General features: G+C 53.5%; 20 protein-coding genes and 1 riboswitch. Of the genes, 11 read left to right on the top strand and 9 right to left on the bottom strand.

Features of this window, described 5'->3' with window-relative positions; translation table 11 throughout:
- Nucleotides 1-18: 18 nt before the first annotated feature.
- Nucleotides 19-438, bottom strand: coding sequence for a DUF1249 family protein (locus tag ACOXYR_RS01795; protein WP_108475097.1), 420 nt, complete (start codon nucleotides 436-438; stop codon nucleotides 19-21).
- Entirely contained in the window at nucleotides 435-1,067 is a 633-nt protein-coding gene (gene nudF, locus ACOXYR_RS01790) for an ADP-ribose diphosphatase (protein WP_108475096.1), read from the bottom strand. Before nudF ends, ACOXYR_RS01795 begins: the two co-directional genes overlap by 4 nt.
- Nucleotides 1,068-1,267: 200 nt before the next feature.
- On the opposite strand from nudF, the gene tolC reads away from it, so the two are divergent.
- The 3 genes from tolC to ACOXYR_RS01775 all read left to right on the top strand — a co-directional run bounded on the left by tolC (nucleotide 1,268) and on the right by ACOXYR_RS01775 (nucleotide 4,694).
- On the top strand, nucleotides 1,268-2,686 hold the full coding sequence (gene tolC, locus ACOXYR_RS01785) for an outer membrane channel protein TolC (RefSeq protein ID WP_108475095.1): 1,419 nt from the start codon (nucleotides 1,268-1,270) through the stop codon (nucleotides 2,684-2,686).
- Nucleotides 2,687-2,856: 170 nt separating this feature from the next.
- Nucleotides 2,857-3,528, top strand: a complete 672-nt coding sequence (locus ACOXYR_RS01780; protein WP_108475094.1) for a DUF1190 family protein — start codon at nucleotides 2,857-2,859, stop codon at nucleotides 3,526-3,528.
- A gap of 5 nt (nucleotides 3,529-3,533) precedes the next feature.
- Complete coding sequence (locus ACOXYR_RS01775; protein WP_421355386.1) at nucleotides 3,534-4,694, top strand: glutathionylspermidine synthase family protein; 1,161 nt, start codon at nucleotides 3,534-3,536, stop codon at nucleotides 4,692-4,694.
- A gap of 36 nt (nucleotides 4,695-4,730) precedes the next feature.
- Here the strand turns inward: ACOXYR_RS01775 and ygiD are convergent, their stop codons facing one another.
- Entirely contained in the window at nucleotides 4,731-5,519 is a 789-nt protein-coding gene (gene ygiD / locus ACOXYR_RS01770) for a 4,5-DOPA-extradiol-dioxygenase (protein ID WP_421355387.1), read from the bottom strand.
- Nucleotides 5,520-5,713: 194 nt separating this feature from the next.
- Between ygiD and zupT the strand changes: the two genes are divergently transcribed.
- From zupT to ACOXYR_RS01745, 5 genes are all read left to right on the top strand, one after another.
- Nucleotides 5,714-6,487 (top strand): zinc transporter ZupT, encoded by a 774-nt coding sequence (zupT, locus tag ACOXYR_RS01765; protein WP_108475091.1) that lies wholly within the window; start codon nucleotides 5,714-5,716, stop codon nucleotides 6,485-6,487.
- Nucleotides 6,488-6,822: 335 nt separating this feature from the next.
- Nucleotides 6,823-7,389, top strand: a complete 567-nt coding sequence (locus tag ACOXYR_RS01760) for a fimbrial protein (protein WP_113858961.1) — start codon at nucleotides 6,823-6,825, stop codon at nucleotides 7,387-7,389.
- Between the two features lie 55 nt (nucleotides 7,390-7,444).
- On the top strand, nucleotides 7,445-9,901 hold the full coding sequence (locus ACOXYR_RS01755) for a fimbria/pilus outer membrane usher protein (protein WP_421355388.1): 2,457 nt from the start codon (nucleotides 7,445-7,447) through the stop codon (nucleotides 9,899-9,901).
- 13 nt (nucleotides 9,902-9,914) lie between these two features.
- Nucleotides 9,915-10,649: a fimbrial biogenesis chaperone gene (locus ACOXYR_RS01750; RefSeq protein ID WP_350435774.1), complete on the top strand. Its 735-nt coding sequence runs from the start codon at nucleotides 9,915-9,917 to the stop codon at nucleotides 10,647-10,649.
- Nucleotides 10,646-11,713, top strand: a complete 1,068-nt coding sequence (locus ACOXYR_RS01745; protein ID WP_113858959.1) for a fimbrial protein — start codon at nucleotides 10,646-10,648, stop codon at nucleotides 11,711-11,713. Before ACOXYR_RS01750 ends, ACOXYR_RS01745 begins: the two co-directional genes overlap by 4 nt.
- Before the next feature lie 83 nt (nucleotides 11,714-11,796).
- On the opposite strand, the gene ribB is transcribed toward ACOXYR_RS01745, so the two are convergent.
- A complete protein-coding gene (ribB, locus tag ACOXYR_RS01740; protein WP_108475086.1) occupies nucleotides 11,797-12,450 on the bottom strand; it encodes a 3,4-dihydroxy-2-butanone-4-phosphate synthase in 654 nt (217 codons plus the stop codon).
- Nucleotides 12,451-12,555: 105 nt separating this feature from the next.
- A riboswitch (FMN riboswitch) is annotated at nucleotides 12,556-12,705 on the bottom strand.
- A 121-nt stretch (nucleotides 12,706-12,826) separates the two neighbouring features.
- Between ribB and ubiK the strand changes: the two genes are divergently transcribed.
- Entirely contained in the window at nucleotides 12,827-13,093 is a 267-nt protein-coding gene (gene ubiK, locus ACOXYR_RS01735; protein WP_108475085.1) for a ubiquinone biosynthesis accessory factor UbiK, read from the top strand.
- Nucleotides 13,094-13,165: 72 nt separating this feature from the next.
- On the opposite strand, the gene glgS is transcribed toward ubiK, so the two are convergent.
- The 4 genes from glgS to ACOXYR_RS01715 all read right to left on the bottom strand — a co-directional run bounded on the left by glgS (nucleotide 13,166) and on the right by ACOXYR_RS01715 (nucleotide 19,211).
- Nucleotides 13,166-13,375 (bottom strand): cell surface composition regulator GlgS, encoded by a 210-nt coding sequence (gene glgS / locus ACOXYR_RS01730; protein WP_167405936.1) that lies wholly within the window; start codon nucleotides 13,373-13,375, stop codon nucleotides 13,166-13,168.
- A 191-nt stretch (nucleotides 13,376-13,566) separates the two neighbouring features.
- Nucleotides 13,567-15,000: a bifunctional D-glycero-beta-D-manno-heptose-7-phosphate kinase/D-glycero-beta-D-manno-heptose 1-phosphate adenylyltransferase HldE gene (gene hldE, locus ACOXYR_RS01725; protein ID WP_108475083.1), complete on the bottom strand. Its 1,434-nt coding sequence runs from the start codon at nucleotides 14,998-15,000 to the stop codon at nucleotides 13,567-13,569.
- 47 nt (nucleotides 15,001-15,047) lie between these two features.
- Nucleotides 15,048-17,888: a bifunctional [glutamate--ammonia ligase]-adenylyl-L-tyrosine phosphorylase/[glutamate--ammonia-ligase] adenylyltransferase gene (gene glnE, locus ACOXYR_RS01720; protein WP_421355389.1), complete on the bottom strand. Its 2,841-nt coding sequence runs from the start codon at nucleotides 17,886-17,888 to the stop codon at nucleotides 15,048-15,050.
- A gap of 21 nt (nucleotides 17,889-17,909) precedes the next feature.
- The gene (locus tag ACOXYR_RS01715; protein WP_407731623.1) at nucleotides 17,910-19,211 is read right to left on the bottom strand and encodes a CYTH domain-containing protein; all 1,302 of its coding nucleotides are present in this window, start codon (nucleotides 19,209-19,211) and stop codon (nucleotides 17,910-17,912) included.
- Nucleotides 19,212-19,462: 251 nt separating this feature from the next.
- Between ACOXYR_RS01715 and ACOXYR_RS01710 the strand changes: the two genes are divergently transcribed.
- Both ACOXYR_RS01710 and ACOXYR_RS01705 read left to right on the top strand, forming a co-directional pair.
- Complete coding sequence (locus ACOXYR_RS01710) at nucleotides 19,463-20,083, top strand: TIGR04211 family SH3 domain-containing protein (protein WP_108475080.1); 621 nt, start codon at nucleotides 19,463-19,465, stop codon at nucleotides 20,081-20,083.
- 58 nt (nucleotides 20,084-20,141) lie between these two features.
- On the top strand, nucleotides 20,142-21,383 hold the full coding sequence (locus ACOXYR_RS01705) for a multifunctional CCA addition/repair protein (RefSeq protein WP_108475079.1): 1,242 nt from the start codon (nucleotides 20,142-20,144) through the stop codon (nucleotides 21,381-21,383).
- A 10-nt stretch (nucleotides 21,384-21,393) separates the two neighbouring features.
- Here ACOXYR_RS01705 and bacA read toward each other — a convergent pair whose 3' ends face one another.
- Nucleotides 21,394-22,212: an undecaprenyl-diphosphate phosphatase gene (gene bacA, locus ACOXYR_RS01700; RefSeq protein WP_108475078.1), complete on the bottom strand. Its 819-nt coding sequence runs from the start codon at nucleotides 22,210-22,212 to the stop codon at nucleotides 21,394-21,396.
- Between the last annotated feature and the right edge of the window lie 68 nt (nucleotides 22,213-22,280).

Here is a 22,280-nt window from a genome sequence, read left to right as displayed (position 1 = left end):
CCTTAGGTTTCACGATGCTTAAACCGGAATCGCCATCGCTCCATATGCTAAACAGTAACGTAACCAGTCAGCCAGAAACTGGTTAATTTGATGCTTTTCGTCGCGTTGATGCAACTTTTTATTAGGATAATCATAACGTGCTTTGAAGCGAAAAATCTGCTGGCTCGAACACACTTCAGCCACCATGGCATCATGATACAGGCGTACCGTCATGGACGGCAGGCTCCAGTAGCTGATCTTCGGGTGCGTTTGTTCTATCTCTACCAGCGTCGTGTAACGCGTCGATTCGACAATCGTTAACCGATATTGCGCATTCGCCACCTGATAGTTCACTGCGTCGCCGGGCGCATCTGTGCGCGGCAGTAATCGGCGTAACTGGGCGAAATTGGTTTCGCACAGCCGCATCATTTCAGGGAAGTCAGGTGTATAGCGCTTCATTTTAACCACTCTTGTCGTAAGTCTTGATAATGCAGTTGCAGCCATTGCAAAGCGATGACCGTCGCCGCGTTGTCGATTTTTCCCTCTTCTACCCACTGATAAGCTTGTTCCCGACTTACCACATGAACCCGAATGTCTTCGTTTTCTTCTGCCAGGCCATGAATGCCTTTGGCCGTCGTTGCGTCGACTTCGCCCGCTAATACAGAGAGGCGCTCACTGGTTCCCCCCGGGCTTGCCAGGTAACTCAGTATTTTTTTCGTGCGTCCGACGATTAAGCCCGCTTCTTCCACGGCTTCGCGGCGCGCCACCTCTTCGATGGTTTCGCCTTCTTCGATCATACCAGCCACCATCTCCAGCAACCACGGGCTTTCGCTGGTGTCGAAAGCGGCGATGCGGATCTGTTCAATCAGCACAACTTCGTCCCGCACAGGGTCAAAGGGTAGCAAGACTGCGGCGTGACCGCGCTCAAAAATTTCGCGTTTTACTTCGCCGCTCATTTCTCCGTTAAATAAACGGTGACGAAAACGATACAAATCAAGCGAAAAAAAACCGCTGTACAGCGTTTCCCGTGCAATAATTTCTACATCGTTTTTCGAGAACGTAACCACTGAGTCATTCGTCTTAGTCATGATTGGTTCCAAATGCATTTGTGATGAAATTGTGGAATTCGGGTCAGTTTGGCTACCGTTTAGCTGCCTGTATGCTAGATTGATGCAAATTAACGCCGCATGGCACATTACGCCAACTTTTTAAGCTGGCAGACTCTGATACAATCGGCGAATATTTTTCTGAATTAGATCAGCGCTAAGCTTCACAACAAGGAATGCAAATGAAGAAATTGCTCCCCATCCTTATTGGCCTGAGCCTTACGGGTTTCAGCGCAATGAGCCAGGCAGAGAACCTGCTGCAAGTGTATCAGCAGGCGCGTTTAAGCAACCCTGACCTGCGTAAATCCGCAGCAGACCGCGATGCCGCATTTGAAAAGATCAACGAAGCGCGTAGCCCACTGTTGCCACAGCTTGGCCTGGGTGCTGATTATACCTATACCAACGGCTACCGTGACAACAACGGCGTAAACTCCAACGTCAGCAGTGCGTCACTGCAGTTAACGCAAACGTTGTTTGATATGTCGAAATGGCGCGCCCTGACGCTGCAAGAAAAAAGCGCCGGTATTCAGGACGTCACGTATCAGACTGACCAGCAACAGCTTATTCTGAACACGGCGACGGCCTACTTTAACGTGCTGAGCGCGATTGATGCGCTTTCCTATACTGAAGCGCAGAAACAGGCTATCTACCGTCAGTTGGATCAAACCACTCAGCGCTTTAACGTCGGTCTGGTTGCCATTACCGACGTTCAGAACGCCCGCTCACAGTACGATACCGTGCTGGCGAATGAAGTGACCGCACGCAATAATCTCGACAACGCCGTTGAAGCGCTGCGTCAGGTCACCGGTAACTACTACCCGGAACTCTCTTCGCTGAACGTTGACAGCTTCTCCACCGATAAGCCGAAAGCGGTCAATGCGCTGCTGAAAGAAGCGGAAAGCCGCAACTTGTCGCTGCTGCAGGCACGTCTGAGCCAGGACCTGGCTCGTGAGCAGATCCGTCAGGCACAGGACGGTCACCTGCCGACCCTGGACCTCAACGCTTCCACCAGCGTGTCCAATACCAAGTATGATGGCAGCAAAACCGGCGGTTCCACCTATGCTGACCGCGATATCGGCCAGAACTCTATCGGCCTGAGCTTCAACCTGCCCATTTACAGCGGCGGTTCGGTGACTTCTCAGGTTAAACAGGCGCAGTACAACTTCGTTGGCGCAAGCGAGCAACTGGAAAGCGCGCACCGTACCGTGGTTCAAACCGTGCGTTCCTCCTTCAACAACGTCAATGCCTCTATCAGCAGCATCAACGCCTATAAACAAGCCGTTGTCTCTGCGCAGAGCTCATTAGACGCGATGGAAGCCGGTTACTCAGTCGGTACCCGTACCATTGTCGACGTGTTGGATGCGACGACCACGCTGTATAACGCGAAACAGCAACTCTCCAGCGCACGTTATAACTACCTGATTAACCAGCTGAATATAAAATCTGCGCTGGGTACGCTGAACGAGCAGGATCTGCAGGCGCTGAACAGCACGCTGGGTAAACCGGTATCCACGACGCCTGAGTCCGTGGCCCCGGAAAATCCGCAGCAGGACGCCTCAGCAGACGGCTATAACGGCGCGACCACTACCGCGAATCGTTAAGCTCAACGCCGTATAAAAACGCCACGCCGAACACGCGTGGCGTTTTACATTGCGCAGAACGTAAGGCAACGTAAAGATCCCACTGTTTCTTCCCCTTCTCGCTTCATTTTCAACCAGTCATCCACTATCCTGAGCGCTAATGCTCTACCACTGGGTCCAGGAAGATAACGATGAAACGGACAAATAATATTAAGCACGCCGCTTTTCGCAAAAGCTGGAGTGCACGCCATTTAACACCGGTTGCTTTCGCCGTCACCGCCGTTTTTATGCTGGCGGGCTGTGAACAAAGCGACGAAACGGTCACTCTGTATCAAAACGCGGACGACTGCTCGGCCGCCAACCCGGGGAAAAGTGCGGAATGCACCACTGCCTTTAATAACGCACAGAAAGAAGCGGAACGTACTGCGCCGAAATATGCCACGCGTGAAGATTGCGTCGCGGAATTTGGTGAAGGTCAGTGTCAGCAAACGCCAGCTCAGGCAGGTGTTGCGCCAGAAAACCAGGCACAGGCGCAAAGCAGCGGCAGCTTCTGGATGCCGTTGATGGCCGGTTACATGATGGGTCGTATGATGAGCGGCGGTGCGGGCTTCCAGCAGCAACCGGTGTTCACCTCTAAAAACCCGTCCAGCCCGGCATATGGTAAATACACCGACGCCAGCGGCAAAAACTACGGTGCCGCACAGCCAGGCCGCACCATGACGGTACCGAAAACCGCAATGGCGCCAAAACCGGCGACCACCAGCACGGTCACTCGTGGTGGGTTTGGCGAGTCTGTCGCTAAACAAGCGACAATGCAGCGTAGCAGCGCGTCCGGCACCTCTTCTCGCTCAATGGGCGGCTAAGTCTCATGGAAAGAATCAGTATTACAGAGCGCCCGGACTGGCGTGAAAAAGCTACCGAATATGGCTTTAACTTTCACACCATGTATGGCGAGCCGTACTGGAGCGAGGAAGCCTATTACAAGCTGACTTTGGCGCAGGTTGAAAAACTGGAAGAGGTCACCGCCGAACTGCACCAGATGTGTTTAAAAGTGGTCGAGCGCGTGGTCGCCAGCGATGAGCTGATGACCAAATTCCGCATTCCCAAACACACCTGGGGCTTTGTGCGTCAGTCCTGGCTGACGCATCAACCTTCGCTCTATTCACGCATGGATCTGGCGTGGGACGGCGTGGGCGAGCCGAAGCTGCTTGAGAACAACGCCGATACCCCAACTTCACTGTACGAAGCCGCGTTCTTCCAGTGGATCTGGCTGGAAGATCAGCTCAATTCCGGTAACCTGCCGGAAGGCAGCGATCAGTTCAACAGCCTGCAAGAAAAGATCATCGCGCGCTTCACCGAACTGCGTGAGCAGCACGGTTTTCAGCTACTTCACCTGACCTGCTGTCGCGATACCGTGGAAGATCGCGGAACTGTGCAATATCTGCAGGACTGCGCGGCAGAAGCGGAAATGGCCACCGAATTCCTTTATATCGACGATATTGGCCTGGGTGAAAAAGGTCAGTTTACCGATCTTCAGGATCAGGTTATCGGCAATCTCTTCAAGCTCTATCCGTGGGAGTACATGCTGCGCGAGATGTTTTCAACCAAGCTGGAAGACGCGGGTGTACGCTGGCTAGAACCGGCATGGAAGAGCATAATTTCCAACAAAGCGCTGCTGCCGCTGCTGTGGGAAATGTTCCCGGATCACCCGAATTTGCTGCCCGCTTATTTTGCCGAAGACGATCATCCGCAAATGGACAAATATGTGGTGAAACCGATCTTCTCACGCGAAGGCGCTAACATCTCGATCATTGAGAACGGCAAAACGCTGGAAGAAGTTGACGGCCCTTATGGCGAAGAAGGCATGATCGTGCAGCAGTTCCATCCGCTGCCGAAATTTGGCGACAGCTATACGCTGATTGGCAGCTGGCTTATCAACGATCAACCCGCGGGGATCGGCATTCGCGAAGACCGGGCGCTGATCACCCAGGATCTTTCCCGCTTCTATCCGCATATTTTTGTCGAGTAAGACTCCTGAAGCCCGGCGACGCCGGGCTTTTTTCTGCTATCCGATCTGCACCGACAGCATACTTAAGCTTCCCATTTCCAGCCCGTCCACCGGGATCGAAATCGGCTCTTCGCCATCCCATGCGCCCAAAACATACAGCAGAGGCAGGAAATGATCCGGCGTCGGATTCGATAACGCGCCCCCTTCGTGCTCCAGATAATTCACCAGCGGATGCGCAGCCACTGGCCCTTTCCAGCTCAGATTCGCTTTCACATACTCATTAAAGGATGATGCCCACGGATATGGCGTGCCATCACCATGCCATTTGGCGGTTCGCAGGTTATGCACCACGTTGCCGCTGGCCACCAGCATAATCCCCTCATCGCGCAGACTGGCAAGCTTACGCCCCATCTCCATATGCCACGCCGCCGGTTTAGTGCTGTCGATACTCAACTGTACCATCGGAATGTCTGCATTCGGGTACATTTTGATCAGCACGCCCCACGAGCCATGGTCAAAGCCCCACGCTTCGTTATCCAGCGTGACAGGTACCGGCGACAGTAACTCGACCAGCCTCTGCGCCAGCGCCGGAGACCCCGGTGCCGGATAATGAATGTCATACAGCGCCTGCGGGAAGCCGCCAAAATCATGGATCGTTTTCGGTGTTTCCATAGCCGTCACGCCGGTGCCACGGGTGAACCAGTGAGCTGAAATCACCACAATCGCTTGTGGACGGGGCAATGTCTCGCCCAGATGCTGCCAGGTACGGGTATAGATGTTGTCCTCCAGCACGTTCATTGGGCTGCCGTGACCTAAAAACAACGCTGGCATTCGGGTACGAGACATGATGTTATCCTTTGTAGAGGTATTTTCTGATAGCAACACCTTAACCTGGAATTCTGGAGGAGGAACTCAGATAACCATGATGAAGATCTTCAGAAATTTTGAATGTAAGGTGACGTAAAGAAGCAATGCGCCTCTCGTAATGGATGACAATCTCTAATAATATAAATGATAATCATTATCATAAGGAGTGAGCGATGTCAGTCCCTCTTATTCTGACGTTGTTAGCAGGTGCCGCCACGTTTATTGGCGCAGTTCTGGGTGTTATTGGTCAAAAACCCTCTAACCGCGTTCTGGCCTTTTCCCTTGGCTTCGCGGCAGGCATTATGCTGCTGATTTCACTGATGGAGATGCTTCCTGCCGCACTGGATGCCGAAGGAATGTCCCCTGTTCTGGGCTACGGCATGTTTGTCGTCGGGCTACTTGGCTATTTTGCGCTCGACCGCATGTTGCCGCACGCACATCCGCAGGATCTGGTTCCCGCTGATGTTAAGCCTCTTCCACCCAATCTTCGACGTACCGCAATCCTGCTGACGCTTGGGATTAGCCTGCACAATTTTCCTGAAGGCATCGCGACGTTTGTCACGGCAAGCAGCAACCTGGAGCTGGGGTTCGGCATCGCCTTCGCCGTGGCATTACACAATATTCCTGAAGGGTTAGCGGTTTCCGGGCCGATCTACGCAGCTACAGGCTCAAAACGCAAGGCCGTATTCTGGGCTGGCATCTCCGGCATGGCGGAAATTCTTGGCGGCGTACTGGCATGGTTGATCCTGGGTAGCCTGGTGTCGCCGGTGGTGATGGCAGCGATTATGGCGGCAGTGGCTGGTATTATGGTCGCCCTCTCCGTCGATGAACTGATGCCGCTGGCAAAAGAGATAGACCCCAATAATAACCCCAGCTATGGCGTGCTGTGCGGCATGTCGGTGATGGGGCTCAGTTTGGTTCTGTTACAATCGATTGGGTTAGGTTAAATGGTTTACGCCGTATGGCTGGCAGCAGTACGGCGTATAGCTCATCCGATAGCATTACAATTTGAGACTAAATATATTCCTAAAAAAAACATATAGATCATTGATTATTATGATATCTAACCCTATTGTTCACCCGGCTTAATATTGCATAAAAATCAAAACACAATCACCGCATCAATAATTAAATTAAACAATATTATTCTGAGCAAATTATTTAACTTCAACTGCCGATTGATTGTAATTTAACTAAAACCACCATTACTTCCCTTCAGATATAATCCGACTTTATATTATTCAAAAATAACGTTTGCATTTAATTTCAAAGGATATATCACATGAATTCAGGAAAGAAAACGCTGCTGGCGTTAGCCATTTCTGTACTCGCCTCAGGGTATGCCCTGGCAGATGATATTGATGGCGGTGGCGGCAAAATCACCTTTACCGGGCTGGTCATCAGCGCGCCGTGCTCTATTAAAGCTGACGATATCGATAAAAAAGTCGATCTCGGTGAAGTGACGGATACCTTCATTAACGCCAATACCCACTCTGAAGCCAAAGATTCAAGCATTACGCTGGAGAACTGCGCACTGCCCAGCTCTGATGATGGTAAGGGCCAACCCCTTTCTAAAGTGAAAGTGACCTTCACCAGCAGTAACGTTGTCGCCAGCAATCCGGGTCTGCTCAGTAACACCTTTGCTGGCGGCGCAAGCAATGTCGGCGTTCGCTTAATGGATTCCACTGGTGCGAATATTACTCTGGGTACCGCAAAAGAACTCGCGCTGAACCCAGACTCTGCGACCCAAATCCTGCCGTTTCAGGCCTGGATGGAAAAAATTGGCGCGAATACTGTCACCGCTGGCGGCGTAACCGCCACCGCAAACTACACGTTAATCTATAACTAAGAACATCGGTGGCCATGATGGCCACCCGTTCTTCCTTCTTTGCATATGCCCGGGTATGGATACCATGGATAATTGCAAGCTTCTCGCCGCTGGCTGTGGGTTATTACTGACACTCCCCGTCCATGCTGTGGAATTTAATTTAAACGTGCTGGATAAATCCATGCGCGATGGCGTTGATTTTTCTCAATTCAAAGATAAATCTGCCATCGCTGCGGGAGATTATTTTGTTTCCGTCACGGTGAATAAAAACCTTATTTCTTCTGGCCGTCAGCTTAGCTGGAAAAAACAGAAAGAAACCGTAGCGGTTTGCATTCCTGTCGATCTCGCTGACCAGTTAGGGTTAAAAGAAGATATCCGTAATACGTTTGCGATTAAGGACAATTGCCTCGATTTCACTACACAACCCGATATCACATTCAAACTGGACAGAGCGACCCAGAATCTGGACATCGTGATTCCTCAGGCTATGCTCGCGTGGCGCTCCGATACGTGGATGCCGCCTGCAACGTGGGATAACGGAGTCGCAGGCCTGCTGCTGGACTACAACTTATTTGCCAGCACCTATCGCCCAAATCACGGTGAGCACAGTGAAAATTATAATAGCTATGGCACCGCCGGGGCGAATCTCGGCGCATGGCGCTTACGTAGCGACTATCAAATCAGCCAAACGCAGAGTAGTGGCAGCGCGCAAACCACACGTAGCATCTCCAGAACCTATCTGTTTCGCCCGCTCCCCTCGCTGGGCGCTAAGTTAACCCTCGGCGAAACTGACTTCAGTTCGAATATTTTTGACGCCTTCTCCTATAATGGTGCGGCTATCGCCAGCGACGATCGTATGTTGCCCTGGGAACTACGCGGCTACGCGCCGCAAATCAGCGGCATCGCCCAAACGAATGCGACGGTCACGGTCAGCCATGCCGGGCGCGTGATTTATCAAACCAAAGTTGCGCCAGGGCCCTTCCTGATAAGCGACCTCAACCAGTCGGTACAAGGAACGCTGGACGTAAAAGTGCAGGAGGAGGATGGCCGCGTGAACAGTTTCCAGGTTTCCGCAGCCTCCACGCCTTTCCTGACGCGTGAAGGCCAGGTGCGCTATAAAGTGGCCGCCGGGCGCGCTCGCCCTGATATCTCTCACCATGTTGTAAACGATACTTTCATTAGTAGCGAAGCCTCATGGGGCATGCTTTCAGACACGTCACTCTACGGAGGCATTCTGGCGGCTGGCAGCGATTACCGCTCAGTTGCCGTTGGTATTGGCCAAAATATGCGCTGGCTGGGAGCGGTTTCTTTTGATATTACCCATGCCAGCAGTACCTTTGAAGATGGCCATCAGGAACGGGGCCGTAGCTACCGCCTGAACTACAGCAAGCGCTTTGATGCCACCGACAGCCAGGTGTCACTGGCAGCCTACCGCTTTTCCGAACGTGAATTTCATAGCTATGCCAACTTTGTTGATCATCAATATCACGACGCCGATACCCAGGACGAAAAACAGACACTCAGCATTTCGTTCAACCAACCCATTGATCCGCTCAATCTGAATCTTTATTTAAGTGGTTTGCGTCAGGAGTGGTGGGATGGCGATACATCAACCACCGCCAACCTCACGGCCGGGTTTAACTTCGATATTGGAAGCTGGAAAGGACTCACACTCTCAACATCCTGGAGCACGACACATTACGAAGAGCGAGGTAGCGATAACCAGTTTTATATGTCGCTCTCCATCCCGTTCGATTTTGGTCGTCGTCTTAACTACGACATGCACAGTAGCAATACCACCAGCCATATGGTGAGCTGGAATGACTCCTCCAGTGCACGTGACACCTGGGGTGTATCGGCAGGCATTGAGTCAGATAAACCCGATAACGGCGCGCAGTTCCGCGGTAATCTTCAGCACATAACCTCAGTGGGCGATTTGCAACTTTCGGGCAGTTATAACGCCAGTGATTACCGCTCAGTCAGCGCCAGTTGGACGGGGTCAATGACGGCGACACGGCAGGGTTTCGCATGGCATCGCCGTAGTTTTGGCAATGAGCCTAGAATTATGATCGACGCCGACGGCGTTGCGGGCATCCCGGTACAGGGCGAGCTCAACGAAACCAACTGGCTGGGCAACACGGTTGTCCCCATGATCTCCAGTTATTCACCTGCGACCATTGCCGTCAATATGAATAACCTGCCTGATGGCGTTACGGTTGACGAAAATATTATGCGTCAGGCCTGGACGGAAGGTGCTATCGGCTATAAATCGCTGGTATCGCGCGCCGGTAAAGATCTTTCCGTCATCATCCATACGGCAGACAACGGCGTGCCGCCACTGGGCGCGGTGGTTTATCTGAGTGATAAAAATATCGACGTTGGCATGGTGAGCGAAGAAGGACACGCCTGGCTGAGCGGCGTCAAAGGCGGCCAGACGTTTAACGTACAGTGGGGCAAAGAGAACCGCTGCACGATTAAACTGCCAGCATCCCTGGAATCCGTCGCACAGCAGCTTATTTTACCTTGTCATTAATTAAGGATGAGAAATGACACTTTCTAAAGTACTCCCCCTTCTCTGTGTGCTACTGCCGTTAACAAGCCATGCAGCCGTTTTACCTGACAGAACCCGCATTATTTTTCATGCGGATGAGAAGGCCAGCAGCCTGAAACTGGAGAATCAAAGCAAATCACAGCCCTACCTCGCCTACTCCTGGATTGAAAACGAGCATGGCCAAAAGGATGACAGTGCCATTGCGGCATTGCCCCCCATTCAGCGCCTGGAACCCGGGGCAATAAGTCAGGTTCGTATTGTTAAACAAAGTAAAGCCAGCACTCTGCCCACTGACCGCGAGTCTCTCTTTTACTTCAACGTGCGTGAAATTCCGCCCGTCCCGGAAAATAACGATAACCATGCGGTTTTGCAGTTGGCATTACAGTCAAAACTTAAACTGTTCTGGCGGCCAGTGGGCCTAAAAAAATCGCCTGATGCGAAAATTGAGCAGCAAATCACCGCATCTCAACAAGGGAGTTCGCTGCTGGTCAAAAACCCTACTCCCTACTACATCACCCTGGCCTTCTTTGGCAAAGACGATAAAGCCGTATTCCCCGGATATGAAAGCACGATGCTTTCACCCTTTGGCTCGCAAACGCTCAATGCGAATCGTTATACAGGAAACGTGTTTATGTTGGGCTATATTGACGACTACGGTGGGCTGCGCATGCTCAATGTCCGTTGTAATGCTCACTGTGACGTCAAAGCGCCACCGGAGAAAAAACAATGAGGCGCATACTGGTTATCCTGGCGTTGGCCTTAGCCACGTTGCTTCCGCTGCGATCGGCTTTTGCCGTGAACTGTCATTTGGGTACCTCAAATGGGCCGGTGGAAGGCTTTACCAATATCGAGCCTTTCGCCGTGCCTGGTAATGCCAAAGCCGGTGATAAAATTTGGGAAAGTAATGATATTAAAATTCCGGTTTATTGTGACACGGGCACCGCGCCAAACTTCGGAAACGAAGATATCTATGCGTGGGTAAACCCTTACACATCCGTCAACGATCCCTATTATCAGCTTGGCGTCACCTACGAAGGCGTAGACTACGACGCCTCTCAAGGCAGCATCGGCATTGATACCCATCAATGCCTTGATAATAAACAGCTTGCTATCTACACACCGGAACAAATTAAGGCGGCAGGCTGGGAGCACGATCTTTGTTCTGGCGACGTTAATAACATTCACTACTCGCGTACGTTTATTGCCCGTATGAGGCTGTATGTGAAGATAATCACGATGCCGCCTCACGATTATAAAAGCAGTATCAGTGACTATATTTTGGTGCAGTTTGACGGCGTTGGCGGCGTAAACCAGAACCCGGAAGCAAAAAACCTCAAGTATCATGTGACGGGCCTGGATCAGATTCGTGTTCTGGACTGTAGCGTCAAGTTCAGCATTTACCCTGAAAACCAGACCATCGATTTTGGCACGTTTAACAACATGGAAATTAACCATAAAACGTTAACCCGAAGTTTCTCGGTCAAAACCACTAAAAACATTGCTGATTCAGAATGTACAGACACGTTTAAGGTCTCTTCATCGTTCTACACCACAGAAACACTGGCGGATAACGATACATCACTGAGGTTAAGTAATGGGCTACAAATAAAGATTCGCGATACGGAAGATAATACTTTCTTTACCTATAACGATTACAAAGAGTTCGCCAGTTTCGACTCAAACCTGTTGGTGCGAGAAAAAAACTATCAGGCAGAACTCAGTCAGGCGGCAGGTGAAACGGTAAAAATTGGGCCGTTCCAGACAGTGGTGTTATATAAAATTAACTACAACTAAAAACGAAAAAGCCCGCGAAGCGGGCTTTCAGTGCCGGATGCAACTTAAACGTCTTATCCGGCCTACAGGCGTTGAACCAGCAATCAGCTTGCTTTACGTTCGTGAGCCTGGCGATATGCCACCAGGTCTTCAATTGTCACCAACGCCATATTGTGTTTGCGGGCAAACTCGATGCACTCTGGCGCACGCGCCATGGTACCGTCGTCGTTGGTCAGTTCACACAGTACGCCTGCTGGCTTGAAGCCCGCCAGAGTAACCAAGTCGATGGTCGCTTCAGTGTGGCCGCCACGAGTCAGTACGCCGCCCTTCTGCGCGCGCAGCGGGAAGACATGGCCCGGACGATTCAGGTCGGACGGTTTTGCATCGTCAGCAATTGCCGCGCGGACGGTGGTCAGACGGTCAGCGGCGGAAACGCCGGTAGTCACGCCATGTGCCGCTTCGATGGTAATGGTGAAGCCCGTCCCGTATGCGCTGGTGTTGTTCTCTACCATCATCGGCAGATCCAGCTGTTTACGGCGTTCTTCCGTCAGGCACAGACACACGATGCCGCTACCGTGACGAATAGTCAGCGCCATTTGTTCAACAGTCATGTTTTCGGCGGCGAAGATCATATCGCCTTCGTTTTCACGGTTTTCGTCGTCCAGCACCATCGCGCCGCGGCCTTCGCGCAGAGCAATCAGTGCGTTTTCAACGCGTTCAAAAGCAGTACCAAAAGAGGAAAGTAGCGTCTGATTCATGGTAAAAAAACCTCGTTAAAATTATGGTTACCAGAATCAGGGCAGTCTTAGGAGTGCCGGTTTAGCGGCAAATGGATAACGCGAGCGGGCTCAGCCCGACTGAATCGTTACTCTCTCCCATCCGGACTCTAACCGTCGGCCCCGGAATTACACCGGATCTGCTGACCTTTGAGTTTGCACTCAAAGCGCTCGCGGGCTTTCAGCCGTAGCTGATTTACCGCCGGTGGGGAATTTCGCCCCGCCCTGAGAATAAGCGTACTCACTATAACGCTATTGACTATCTTCGGCAATGCATAAGCTTCGAACAATTCTGGTTTATAGAACCAGGCGAAGGCACTACAATGATTGTCAGAACAGACAAATCAGGTAAACGACGATGATTGACCCGAAAAAAATTGAACAAATCGCACGCCAGGTCCATGAATCTATGCCGAAAGGCCTCCGTGATTTCGGGGATGATGTAGAGAAAAAAGTGCGTCAGGTTCTGCAGTCACAGTTGACTCGTCTGGATCTGGTGAGCCGCGAAGAGTTTGATGTGCAAACGCAGGTGTTGCTGCGCACGCGTGAGAAACTGGCGCTTCTTGAACAGCGTCTTAGCGAGCTCGAAGGTCGTGCGGCCACGTCAGTGGAAGATAAAGAGTAAGAAAAAGCCGGGTAGCGCTGCGCTTACCCGGCCTACGATCTACGTCCCCACGCGACTCCCGGGGCAAATGAATCAGTGTTCCAGCTCAGTTTCCTTACGCTTCTCTACCATCCGGCAATAGCGTTCATAACGCTTGCAAAACCAGACGCGGTGCTCTTCATCCATGTTGCCGGTAATCGCTTCTAAATCAACGTCCTGACCCTGATCGTGCATTCTGGCAAAGCTCTGGGCCAAAAAATCAAAATTATTCAGGGAATAAATATTGCTGTTGTCCATCGGCATACTCCTTCAGTCGTTGTATATCTGAGTGTATATGCTTTATCTGATTTCAGTATTCGCCGACCAAAAATCAGAATTTGGACATTCCGTGCGCTTATTGTGGATAAAAAATGTGCTAAATCATATTTCTGATTAATCAATAAAAAGCCCTGTCGTTCGAAGCCGACAGGGCTTTTAAATGAAGCGAGTACCGCTTACTTATTAGCGTCTTTTTGAATCTTCTTGATGATGTTGGTGGTCGAACACCCGTCTTCGAAGTTGAGCACCAGTACTTCACCGCCGTTGGCCCACACTTCTTCACTGCCGGCAATCTGTTCAGGTTTATAATCGCCGCCTTTCACCAGGCGATCCGGTAAGATCCCGGCGATCAAACGCTGCGGCGTATCCTCTTCAAAGGAAACCACCCAGTCGACGGATTCCAGTGCGCCCAGCACGATCATACGCTGTTCCAGCGGGTTCACCGGGCGGGATTCACCCTTCAGACGTTTGGTCGAGGCATCGCTGTTTACCGCGACGATCAGACGATCGCCCAGCTTGCGCGCGTTAGCGAGATAAGAGACGTGACCCGCGTGCAGAATGTCGAAGACACCGTTGGTCATCACCACTTTCTCACCGCGTTTACGCGCCGCGGCCACCGCCTGTTTCAGCTCTTCTTCGCTCATCACACCAAAGCCGGTTTCCGCACGACCGCGCACGGCGTTTTCCAGCTCGATAGGCGAAACGGTTGAAGTACCGAGTTTACCCACCACCACGCCTGCCGCCGCGTTAGCGAAGTAGCAGGCATCTTCCAGTGAGTTACCCGCCGCGAGCGTTGCCGCCAGCACACCAATCACCGTGTCACCGGCACCGGTGACATCATACACTTCCTGCGCCTGGGTCGGTTGATGCAGCGGCTCTTTACCCGGCTGAAGCAGTGTCATACCCTGCTCGGAACGTGTTACCAGCAGTGCGGAAAGTTCGTAATCGGCAATCAATTTCATGCCGCGCTCAACGATCTCCGCTTCGCTTTTGCACTTACCGACAACCGCTTCAAACTCAGAGAGGTTTGGCGTTAACAACGTCGCACCGCGATAACGTTCAAAATCAGTGCCTTTCGGGTCGATTAATACCGGGACGTTCGCTTCACGCGCGAGCTTAATCATCTGCTGTACGCTTTCCAGCGCGCCTTTGGCGTAGTCGGAAAGCACCAGAGCGCCCACGCTCGCCAGACTGCTTTTAATGCGGTCATGCAGCGGCTGCGGGTCAACCCCGGCAAAGCCTTCTTCGAAGTCGAGACGAATCAGTTGCTGGTTACGCGACAGCACACGCAGCTTGGTAATGGTCGGGTGCGTCGCCACAGAGACGAAATCACATTTGACGTTTACGTCCGCCAGCGCTTTGTTCAATGCGCGCGCCGCGTCATCAATACCGGTCAGGCCGACCAGACGAGAATTCGCTCCCAGGGACGCGATATTCATCGCCACGTTCGCCGCGCCGCCAGGACGTTCCTCGATGGTTTCAACCTTCACCACCGGCACCGGCGCTTCCGGGGAGATACGGCTGGTTGGGCCATACCAGTAGCGATCCAGCATCACATCACCAACAACCATCACCCCTGCGCGCTCATATTCTGGCAGCGTTACTTTCATTCGTGTCTCCTGAGAGATTCAAAAATTTGGCGCGATAATAGCACATTTCACGGCGTGACCAGCCACTTCAGCCAACTCGCCTCTACCTGTTCACGCTCGGCGGTAAAACGCTCCAGCCCGACGTTCCCCGGTAATTCCTGCAACGCCAGATGATGCAGCGCATCACGTAGCGTGGTGTAGGCACGGGTCAACGCTTGCGCTTCCTGCTCGTCCATGATGTCGTTCTGCGCCAGCAGCTCGAGGATGCGCACATTATCTGACCAGCGGGTCAGTTTCGGTTTGTCATGGGCGTAGCGCAGCACCAGATATTGCGTAATAAATTCGATGTCCGTGATCCCACCAGCATCAGCCTTAATATCAAAGCGATCGCGATGTTTATTACCAAGATGGGCGCGCATTTTTTCACGCATTTCACGCACTTCCGTGCGTAAGGTGTCGCCGTCTCGCACGTTGGTGAGGATCTGGCGGCGAATAGCATCAAACTGCTGCTGAAGCTGCGGGTCGCCATAAACCACGCGCGCGCGAACCAGCGCCTGGTGCTCCCATGTCCACGCTTCGTTCTGCTGATAATCAGCAAAGGCTTCGGCGGTCGTCACCAGCATTCCCGCCGCGCCGGAGGGACGTAAACGCGCGTCAACTTCATAAAGGATGCCAGAAGAGGTTCGCGTGCTGAACAGATGCATAATGCGCTGCGCCAGACGCAGGTAGAACTGGCGACCATCAATTTCGCGTTCGCCATCGGTCATCACATCCGCCGGGCAATCGTGAAGGAACACCAGATCCAGGTCGGAACTGTAACCCAGTTCCCAGCCGCCCAGCTTGCCGTAACCAATTACCGCAAAACCGCGTCCGTGGCGATCGTGCAGGTGCGTTGGCTGCCCATAACGAGCAACCATTTGCGTCCACGCCTGATGTACCACGGCGTCAATCATCGCCTCCGCAAGCCAGGTCAGATGGTCGCTCACTTTCATAACCGGCAGCGTACCGGCGATATCCGCCGCCGCAATGTGCAGCAATTGGGCCTGTTTAAACTGGCGCAATGCTTCCAGTTGTTGTTCTTCATCCTCTTCCGGTACGCGCAACAAATACTGACGCAGTTCATCGCGATAGGCGTCGGTCGCTGTCGGTTGATAAAGCGTGTTGGGGTCGAGTAGTTCATCCAACAACAGCGGATAACGCGCCAGCTGGCTCGCCACCATCGGTGAGGCGGCGCACAGCCGGATAAGGTGTTTCAATGTTCCCGGATATTCGCTGAGCAATTCCAGGTAAGTGGTGCGCGTAACGATGCCAATCAGCAATGGAGTGATGCGCATCAGCGGCACCGGGGCATCATCGCGAACGCACACTTCGCTCAACAGATGCGGCATCAGCGAATCGAGCACCTGACGACCGCGCGGGCCAATGGTTCGTTTATCCAGTTCTTTGCGGAAATCCGCAATCAGCGCCACCACCTGGCGGCGATCGTCCTCGCTGAGGTGCGCCAGTACCGGCGGGTTGTCCTCTTCCTGCAACGTGTCCTGCCAGAGTTCACGCCAGTCTTCAGCCAGCGTCTCTTCTTCCGGCGAAGATTCATCGTCGCCAATCAGTTCGTCAAAAATGCGGCGCACGCCCGCCATCAGCCCTTCAAGCTGTACGGTGAGCGTCTCCCAGTCAGCCACGCCCATTCCCCACGCCAGGCGCGCGCGGTTAAGGTCGTCGCCCGGTAGGGTTTGCGTCTGTTCATCGTTGATGCTTTGCAGGAGATTTTCCAGGCGACGCAGGAAAAGATAGGCTTCGCGCAGCGCGTTTGCGTCCTGCTCTGAAAGCAGATGCAGGTTTTCAATCGCCGCAAGCGTCGGCAGCAGTGAGCGCTCCTGTAACGACGGTTCACGCCCGCCACGAATCAACTGGAACACCTGGACGATAAATTCGATTTCGCGGATGCCGCCCGCGCCGAGCTTGATATTGTCTTTCAGCCCCCGGCGACGCACTTCTCGGGCAATCATCCCTTTCATGCTACGCAGCGACTGAATCACGCTGAAGTCGATATAGCGACGGAAAACAAAGGGCCGCAGCATTGCGCGTAATTCCTTGCTCCAGACGTCATCGTTGTCGCCCATAATCCGCGCTTTCACCATCGCGTAGCGTTCCCAGTCGCGCCCCTGCTCCTGGTAATAATCCTCCAGCGCGGCAAAGCTCAGCACCAGCGGGCCGCTGTCACCAAACGGGCGCAGGCGCATATCGACGCGATAGACAAAGCCATCCTGGGTCGGTTGGTCGAGCACTTTAATCAGCCGCTGACCAAGACGGGTAAAGAACTGGGCGTTGTCGAGTTCGCGTCGCCCGCCGCGCGTGGAGCCGTGCTCCGGCCAGGCAAAAATCAGGTCGATATCTGAGGAGAAGTTCAGCTCCCCGCCGCCCAGCTTGCCCATGCCAAGAATCAACAGCGGTTGCGCGACGCCGTCGGCGTTGCTGGGCGTGCCCCATTCGCGACAACAGGCGTCGTAGAGCCAGTCACGGGCGTTGACGATCAGCGTCTCGGCCAGCACGCTCAACTGCTGGAGCGTATCCACCTCGGAAATCAGCGACAGCGACTGCGCCCAGGCGATGCGTACCATGATACGTCGGCGGAACAACCGCAGTTCACGCATGAGCCCGGCTTCATCGGTTACATCGACCAGCGCGGCCTGTAGCCAGTCGCGATAGTGTTGCCATTCGTCCGCCTGTGGCGGTTGGCTGGCGAGCGTCTCCAGCCATTCGGGATAGATCGTCAGGCTTTGCTGAACGAAATCGCTGAACGTCATGACGGCCTGCGCCTGCGGCGTCAGTGTCGCTACCGGAAAGGTCTCTGGTAGCCGCTCAACCAACGTTTGCCAGTGCTGCTGTAACTGCGATGAAAGCGGGGTCATACTCGGTTTCCCTGAGGTCAGTTATCGTTTTCCGCTGTGTAACCAGAATGGCTCAACCGCCAGTGCTTCATTGCGGAAATGTTCAATTTCGATGTGCTGGCGCGTCAAAATAGCGTGACGCAGCCCCAGCCAGTTCGCCAGCCATGCGTCGGCCTGCGCGCGATTGTAATAACCCGCCAGCAGCTGCACGCAGGTGATATCGCGCGTTAAACGTGGCAACTGGTCGGCATAGCTGTCGCCCAGGGGATACGCAAAAGTGGTGCGCAGCTCTGCCGCCTGGCGTGAAAGATGGGTATCGGCGAAACGCTTAAAGGAGTCGCTGATTTTGGTCTGCGCTTTGGCATCCAGGAAAGGCCGCCAGCCGCGCGTCACCAGCCACTCGGTGAAGGCCAGCTTGGCCTGGGTCACCGCCACGTTAAAGGCGGCATCATGAGCGGAAATATCGCCGCCCAGCACCGCTTCGGCCTGGGTCAGTAAATCGCGCAGCGCCGCGCTGGCTTTGCGCGGTACCACGCCGCCAAACAGCATCAGCGTGTGGCGAATCTGGCCGATTGCCGCCAGCACTTCGTCTTTCGCTTTTCTATTACCGCGAACCCACAGCTCTTCGTGGTATTGCCAGTGCGCCAGCGCTTTTTCCAGCGCCGCTTCCAGCCCCTGCTCAATGGTCGATTTCGGCGCGATTTGCATGATTTCAGCAGGTTTGAGCGGACGCTCCTCATTGCCCTGTGCGAGATGATAGCCGCGCGCGGCTTTGCTCAGGCTGCCCTGACGCACCAGCCCCGTCTGGCTCAGTTGCTGCGCCAGCGTCAGAACATCGACGGTGTCACCGGAAAGCAGTTCCAGTTCCAGCTCGCAAATTGGCTCCTGATGCTCGCCCGCTTTGACGTCGCCCAGGTCGAGCGCAATTTCAATCTGGCTCTTGCCGTGACTGACTACCCACTTTTCACGCATGAAATCGGTGCTGAACAGCGGCTGCACCTGCGCCGCCAGCCCTTCGGGCATCTCGCCATTCGGCCAGACTTCTGCAGGCAGTTTTTCCAGCGCGAGGGTCGGTTCATCAAGGTCGATATTGTACTCCGGGCGCTGATGCAGCCCGCCCACTGTACGACCAGCCACTTTCAGGGTCATTTCATAGCGATCGCCCGCGCCGCGAATGCGCAGGCCCATGTCATGACGCCGCAGCCAGTTATCTTCGGTTTCGTAGTAAATATTGAGGAGTTTTCCGGCAGCCGTATGCTCGGCTTTTAGGGTGGAGAGATGCTGACGCAGGGCTTCAACACCTGCCTCATCAACGATGAACTTTAATTCAATTTCTTGTGCCATGGCTGATTTCTTATGGTTTCGTGGCCCTGAAGTACCCTTTCGGCGAACTTCCAGGTAATCTTTTTGTCAGTAGATAGTATTTTGCGAAAAATTACCATGCAATGCGCAATTTGCGCGGCAACTTTACGCGGTTAACACTATTGCGACGTCACCCGCGCCTCCTGGATGATTCTGATTGCTGTAGAAGGCTTTGCGTCGCCAGACTGTTGCCACTACTATCGTCCCACTTTTATGACAAAAACGATGACCTGATGCCAAAATTACGCCTAATCGCAGTCACTTTACTTGCACTCACCGCTTCCGCCGTCACTCACGCAGAAGAGAAGCGTTATGTTTCTGATGAACTGAATACCTGGGTTCGCAGCGGCCCAGGCGATAACTATCGCCTGGTGGGCTCTATTAATGCCGGTGAAGAAGTCACCCTGCTGCAAACCAATCCCGGCACCCAGTATGGACAAGTTCGCGACGGCAATGGCCGTACCGCGTGGATCCCGCTGAAAGAGCTGACGGAAACCCCGAGCCTGCGCACCCGTGTGCCGGATCTGGAAAATCAGGTGAAAACCCTGACCGACAAGCTGACTAACATCGATTCGACCTGGAATCAGCGTACCGCTGAAATGCAGACCAAAGTCTCTCAGAGCGACAGCGTGATCAACAGCCTGAAAGAAGAGAATCAAAAGCTGAAAAATGAGCTTATCGTGGCACAGAAAAAAGTCAGCGCCGCTAATCTGCAGCTCGACGATAAACAGCGCACCATCATCATGCAGTGGTTTATGTACGGTGGCGGCGTGTTGGGCGCGGGCCTGATTCTTGGCCTGGTGCTGCCGCATCTGGTGCCAAGCCGTAAGCGTAAAGACCGCTGGATGAATTAGCCATAACGCCGCTTCTCTCGTATTATCCACACAGGACAACAGTGAGGAGAAACGCGGCGTGAAGAGTTATCTGGTCGGTGGTGCGGTAAGAGACGGTTTATTAGGCCTGCCGGTCAAAGATAAAGATTGGGTCGTGGTCGGTGCGACGCCACAGCAAATGCTCGACGCGGGCTACCAGCAGGTAGGCCGCGATTTTCCTGTGTTTTTGCATCCGCAAAGTCATGAAGAGTATGCGCTGGCGCGTACCGAGCGTAAATCGGGTTCCGGGTATACGGGTTTTACCTGCTATGCCGCACCGGATGTGACGCTGGAGCAAGATTTACTTCGCCGCGATCTGACAGTGAACGCCCTCGCACAGGACGACAACGGCACGATTATCGACCCTTACGGCGGTCGTGCCGATCTGCAAAACCGCCTGCTGCGTCATGTTTCCCCCGCCTTTGGTGAAGACCCGCTCCGCGTGCTGCGCGTGGCGCGTTTTGCCGCCCGATATGCCCATCTTAGCTTCCGCATTGCCGATGAAACACTGACGCTGATGCGCGACATGACTGCCGCCGGCGAACTTGAACACCTGACGCCGGAACGTGTGTGGAAAGAGACAGAAGGCGCGCTCGGTACTCGCAACCCACAGGTCTTTTTCCAGACCTTACGCGACTGCGGCGCGCTGAAAGTTCTGTTCCCGGAAGTTGACGCGCTGTACGGCGTGCCTGCGCCGGAGAAATGGCATCCGGAAATCGATACCGGCGTGCATACGCTGATGACGCTAACGATGGCGGCAATGCTGAGCCCGGAGATCGACATCCGCTTCGCCACTCTTTGCCACGATTTAGGCAAAGGTTTAACGCCAAAACATCTCTGGCCGCGTCATCACGGTCACGGCCCGGCGGGCGTCAAACTGGTGGAACAACTCTGCCAGCGTCTGAAAGTGCCTAATGAGATGCGCGATTTAGCGAAACTGGTGGCGGAGTTCCACGATCTCATTCATACCTTCCCGATTCTGCAACCAAAAACGATCGTCAAGCTGTTCGATGCTATCGATGCCTGGCGCAAGCCTCAGCGCGTCGAGCAGATTGCGCTAACCAGCGAAGCCGACGTGCGTGGGCGCACCCATTTTGAAGCCAGCGATTACCCGCAAGGGCGCTTGCTGCGTGAATCCTGGATAGTGGCGAAAGGTGTATCGAATAAAGAGGTCATTGAAGCGGGGTTTCAGGGGCCGGCAATCCGCGAAGAGTTAACGCGCCGTCGCATTAAAGCCGTCGCCCACTGGAAGGAACAACGTTGCCCTCAGCCGAAAGACTGAGGGCAGGACATCAGAAGAACACCACGTACACCGCTGCCGCGACGATAAAGCGGTAGATAGCGAACGGAATAAACGAGATGCGCTTGATGAGTTGCAGGAAGGTCTTAATCGCCACCAGCGCCACAAGGAAAGCCATCACAAAGCCTACGGCAAACATCGGCAAATCCGCCAGCGTCAGGAAATGCCAGCTCTTATAGAGATCCAATGCCGTGGCACCCATCATCATCGGTACCGCCAACAGGAATGAGAATTCCGACGCCGCATAGCGGCTCACCCCCATCAGCATACCGCCAGAAATGGTCGCCCCTGAGCGAGAAAAGCCCGGCCACAGCGCCAGACACTGGAAGCAGCCAATGATAAATGCCTGACGATAGGTCATGTCGTCCACGCCTACCGCGCGCGGCTGTTTCGGCTTCAGGCATTCGGCGGCAATCAGCAGGAAACCGCCGACAATGAGCGCGTACATCACGTTAATCGGATTGAATAGCGACTTGATCGTGTCGTGAAACACCAGCCCCAGAACCACTGCCGGAATCATGCCCAACAGAATGTGGATGAGCGACAAACGCCCTTTTCCTTCGCCTTCATGAATCGGTCGGCCAAAATGGATACCAATCAGGCCAAACAGACGACGCCAGAACATCACCACCACGGCCAGAATCGAACCGAGCTGAATCACCACTTCAAACGTCTTCGCCGTTTCACCTTCAAAACCCAGCAGATGCCCGACAATAATCATGTGGCCGGTGCTGGAAACGGGCAAAAACTCCGTCAATCCTTCGACAACACCCAGAATAGCCGCCACCAGCAGCGAGTGCATATCGCTCATCACTTAAACCCTTAAAAATTAAAAAAATAAAATAAACCCGGCTCTAAGACCGGTGTAATGCCGTTTGG

The sequence above is a fragment of the Pseudocitrobacter faecalis genome (genome assembly GCF_965231525.1).
GTDB lineage: Bacteria > Pseudomonadota > Gammaproteobacteria > Enterobacterales > Enterobacteriaceae > Pseudocitrobacter > Pseudocitrobacter faecalis.
The sequence above is the reverse complement of the archived record's forward strand: the minus strand, read 5'-3'. Positions and strand labels throughout refer to the sequence as shown.

Coding starts and splice junctions, on each gene's coding strand:
- ACOXYR_RS01795 (WP_108475097.1), bottom strand. CDS start 438: ATGAAGCGCTATACACCTGACTTCCCTGAAATGATGCGGCTGTGCGAA.
- nudF (WP_108475096.1), bottom strand. CDS start 1,067: ATGACTAAGACGAATGACTCAGTGGTTACGTTCTCGAAAAACGATGTA.
- tolC (WP_108475095.1), top strand. CDS start 1,268: ATGAAGAAATTGCTCCCCATCCTTATTGGCCTGAGCCTTACGGGTTTC.
- ACOXYR_RS01780 (WP_108475094.1), top strand. CDS start 2,857: ATGAAACGGACAAATAATATTAAGCACGCCGCTTTTCGCAAAAGCTGG.
- ACOXYR_RS01775 (WP_421355386.1), top strand. CDS start 3,534: ATGGAAAGAATCAGTATTACAGAGCGCCCGGACTGGCGTGAAAAAGCT.
- ygiD (WP_421355387.1), bottom strand. CDS start 5,519: ATGTCTCGTACCCGAATGCCAGCGTTGTTTTTAGGTCACGGCAGCCCA.
- zupT (WP_108475091.1), top strand. CDS start 5,714: ATGTCAGTCCCTCTTATTCTGACGTTGTTAGCAGGTGCCGCCACGTTT.
- ACOXYR_RS01760 (WP_113858961.1), top strand. CDS start 6,823: ATGAATTCAGGAAAGAAAACGCTGCTGGCGTTAGCCATTTCTGTACTC.
- ACOXYR_RS01755 (WP_421355388.1), top strand. CDS start 7,445: ATGGATACCATGGATAATTGCAAGCTTCTCGCCGCTGGCTGTGGGTTA.
- ACOXYR_RS01750 (WP_350435774.1), top strand. CDS start 9,915: ATGACACTTTCTAAAGTACTCCCCCTTCTCTGTGTGCTACTGCCGTTA.
- ACOXYR_RS01745 (WP_113858959.1), top strand. CDS start 10,646: ATGAGGCGCATACTGGTTATCCTGGCGTTGGCCTTAGCCACGTTGCTT.
- ribB (WP_108475086.1), bottom strand. CDS start 12,450: ATGAATCAGACGCTACTTTCCTCTTTTGGTACTGCTTTTGAACGCGTT.
- ubiK (WP_108475085.1), top strand. CDS start 12,827: ATGATTGACCCGAAAAAAATTGAACAAATCGCACGCCAGGTCCATGAA.
- glgS (WP_167405936.1), bottom strand. CDS start 13,375: ATGCCGATGGACAACAGCAATATTTATTCCCTGAATAATTTTGATTTT.
- hldE (WP_108475083.1), bottom strand. CDS start 15,000: ATGAAAGTAACGCTGCCAGAATATGAGCGCGCAGGGGTGATGGTTGTT.
- glnE (WP_421355389.1), bottom strand. CDS start 17,888: ATGACCCCGCTTTCATCGCAGTTACAGCAGCACTGGCAAACGTTGGTT.
- ACOXYR_RS01715 (WP_407731623.1), bottom strand. CDS start 19,211: ATGGCACAAGAAATTGAATTAAAGTTCATCGTTGATGAGGCAGGTGTT.
- ACOXYR_RS01710 (WP_108475080.1), top strand. CDS start 19,463: ATGCCAAAATTACGCCTAATCGCAGTCACTTTACTTGCACTCACCGCT.
- bacA (WP_108475078.1), bottom strand. CDS start 22,212: ATGAGCGATATGCACTCGCTGCTGGTGGCGGCTATTCTGGGTGTTGTC.